The sequence below is a fragment of the Psychrobacter sp. UBA3483 genome (genome assembly GCF_002377905.1).
Lineage (GTDB): Bacteria > Pseudomonadota > Gammaproteobacteria > Pseudomonadales > Moraxellaceae > Psychrobacter.
The window spans coordinates 1-3,245 of record NZ_DFQS01000051.1 but is presented as its reverse complement, the minus strand read 5'-3'; the positions used below and the strand labels follow the sequence as shown (position 1 = coordinate 3,245).

The 3,245-nt window shown below is 41.2% G+C and carries 2 protein-coding genes and 1 pseudogene; all 3 read right to left on the bottom strand.

The genetic code is table 11. The annotated features are described in order from the left end of the window. Positions 1–9: 9 nt before the first annotated feature. Positions 10–1,234, bottom strand: a pseudogene (locus tag B2866_RS09555) (IS256 family transposase). A gap of 176 nt (positions 1,235–1,410) precedes the next feature. Further along, complete coding sequence (locus tag B2866_RS09550) at positions 1,411–2,397, bottom strand: DUF2939 domain-containing protein (protein WP_296193360.1); 987 nt, start codon at positions 2,395–2,397, stop codon at positions 1,411–1,413. A gap of 225 nt (positions 2,398–2,622) precedes the next feature. Further along, positions 2,623–2,961, bottom strand: a complete 339-nt coding sequence (locus B2866_RS09545; protein ID WP_296193357.1) for a hypothetical protein — start codon at positions 2,959–2,961, stop codon at positions 2,623–2,625. Positions 2,962–3,245 lie beyond the last annotated feature (284 nt).

Genomic DNA, 3,245 nt, shown 5'->3' with positions numbered 1-3,245 from the left:
CCAATTTTATTATGCCACTACAAACATAATCATAAAGCGATTTAAAGCAGCCGTCCAGTTACGAATCGGCATCGACCACTTTTTGGATGCTTGCTGAGTTGCTAGGTAGACTACCTTGAATACTGCCTGATCAGACGGGAACACCTTACGCTTATTCACCGCTGTCCGAATCACGCTGTTTAAAGACTCAATAGCATTGGTGGTATAAATCACTTTTCTGATGTCTTTAGGATACTCGAAGAACACCGTGAGGCCCTCCCAGTTATTACGCCAAGACTTAACCACATGCGGATACTTATCACCCCACACCTCATCAAAGTGCTCAAGATTGGCCTCTGCTATCTCAAGCGTATCAGCGCCGTAGATGGCCTTTAAATCAGCCGCTATTGCCTTCTTATCTGTCCAAGGTACAAACTTCATCGAATAGCGCACCATATGCACGATACACAGCTGAACCTTGGCTTTGGGATAAACGGTATTGATGGCATCAGGGAAGCCCTTTAGACCGTCAACACAAGCAATGAGGATATCTTGTACCTCGCGGTTTTGTAATTCAGTGAGAACGCCTAGCCAGAACTTAGCGCCTTCATTCTCTGATAGCCACATGCCAAGCAGCTCTTTTCTGCCGTCGAGTCCCACGCCTAGCGCCAGATAGATCGCCTTGTTGATGATCTACTTGTCTTGACGTACTTTGACGACAATGCAGTCTAGATAGACGATAGGATAAACACTGCTCAGCGGCCGGTTCTGCCAAGCGGTGATGTCGTTTAAGATATTGTCAGTGACTCTTGAGACAAGAGAGCTTGAAATGTCGACGTCATAGAGCTCTTTGATGCTCTCTACAATCTCGGTAGTGGTTTGACCCTTGGCGTATGAGCGAGGATCAGCAAGTGTCTGGGAGACACTTGCCCGAAGCGCAAGACGTAAGGCTAAGCCTGTAGTGAAATATGATTTTATCATCAAGGCCACTAATACGGGTTTGATGCTTACGCACTAACGCAGGTTCAAAGCTGCTATCACGGTCTCTTGGGGTAGATATCTCAAGATCGCCTGTGTCACTGCGGACTGTCTTTTTAGTGTGCCCATTGCGCTTATTAGGCTTGTCTGCTTTCTCATGCTTGGGATAGCCGAGATGGTCTTCAATCTCAGCCTCTAAGGCAGTATCGATAAACGACTGCATGAGCTGCTTTTGAAAGTCTTTGATGTCATCGAAGCTTTTCATGCTACCAGCCATTTACTCGGCCAGTTTTTTAATGTCAGATTGAGTAGTCATTGCTTATTCTCCTGTTAGTGGATTATAAGCAGTTAAACACTTTTTAGAAAAGGCTCCACTATAATCAAATAAGCCACCTTAGCATTTTGCAAGGTGGCTTGGTTTTTTTACTAGAATTATTACCTATCCACTATTCATTAAGTACAGTTGCTCATATACTGTGCTTCGGTTAAGTCTGGGTTACGACAGTCTTTCAATCCATCATAACCATCGTCATAACCTGAACGTTCAATAATAAATTTACGTAAATCAGCCTCTGTGCCGCCACCAAGTGTAAAATCATTCAATAAATCTATCATGTATTGTGGAGCTTCAATTTCATTGTCAACAAGATAGTCAATGTGTGCTGCTTGTGCGGGTGTTAGTGGCCCTGTTATCTCTACAGCATTAGCGCCTGTTCCGTTATTATCGTCGTCGTCACTCAAAGCATCATAAGTAGTCTCACTTACGTCTGATGTAGTATTAGTATCCTGCTGTTCATCTAGATTTTGGAATACATCATCGTAGGTTTCACTTGTATCCTCTTCTTCAGCCCAATCTAAATCAGAGACAGATGATTCTGCGACTTTGTTGTTAGATTTTTTATCCTTTGAGTCTAAAGAAAAATTAATTCTTGTGACTTTCCAGCTTAGCCAATCTCTATGCATGATCACATCTAATGATTCATTCGGATCATCAGCATCAATAATCTGAACTTTGAATCGATTAAAGGACAGGTATCCAGCTTTATAATCAATATCCTCGTTTTTGACTTCGAGCTTATCTTCAGGCGTGTCATTATTTAAGTCAAAATCTAGTTTTTGCCCTTGGAGCATGAGTGCTACACCATCTGGCGTTACTAAACCATCAATAAGTGGATCTATCATAGCTGCGGCTAACATGGTGCCTAATGCCTCAAACCCATCTTGTTCATCACTTGCAGCAAGCTCCTCAACCATAGCCGCTTTAACTTGATCCTTCATACTTTGCTTAACGCTAGGGAAATCAATATAACCTGAAAGTTTATCGGCATCTCCTTGTTGAGCAGCATTTTTAATACTATTTAGAACAAGATAGGGGGATGCATAAAGGTAGATTGCAAATATAACCAATAACCCAACTAACCAAGGTAAAAACTTTTTCAAAATATCTCTCCTGAATCCCTAGTAATATTAGGGCTTGATAAAGCAGCATTGGATTATTAATTGGCTTAGATTCTTATAATTGCCGGTATTACTTACGTCAAATTTTGTACTGATTAATACTTACATTTCAGTAATAATCAGTAATTAATTTTAACATTAGTAAACATCTAAAACAATTTTATAAACTTTTATTTGCAGATCAGCTCGACCTCATAAATATGATTGTTATCTTCGATGAATTGAATCATGGTTTAGTAAGTGGTCGAGCTCCGTCTGGGCGGAAAAAGCGGTAGCCTTACGTATAATCTCGTTGGTTTGCTTGAGCTGTTTGTTCTCACGTTCAAGCATCTTTGATATGCTCTTTGTTACTTTGCGCTTATACCGATGCAGGAATGATTTGATCGATGTGCTTTTTATGCCACGATCGTAGGGTTTCAGGTGTGCAGCCAATCTTAGGGCGATGGCTTTAATAGCTGACCAGTTGGATGGATAGTCGCATGCCGCTTCAATCAACATGCGAACGGCGCCTTCTTTAATTTCGGGAATGTAATTTCGTGTTTTCATTGTCGTATTCTCTCAGTTCAAGCTATAGTCAAAATATCCTAAAAACGCTACGGTATTGCTGATATCAATTTTTTTTAGCCTCTGTCTGCGCAGGCACAGCAAGCAAGAAAAATTGATATCAGTAGCGCGTGATGTATCGATATTACTTTTCACTGACTATAGTTACCACCCACACTACCCAAAAATCGACTGACAGCTTCTGATACATCCGAGAGAGAGTTTTCCGTGACATCGAGCTGCTCCAATGCTTTTAGATTGGTATGTAGTGGCATAATAAAATTGGA

Excerpts from the sequence above, each read along its gene's own strand:
- B2866_RS09545 (WP_296193357.1), bottom strand. The coding sequence starts at position 2,961 with ATGAAAACACGAAATTACATTCCCGAAATTAAAGAAGGCGCCGTTCGC.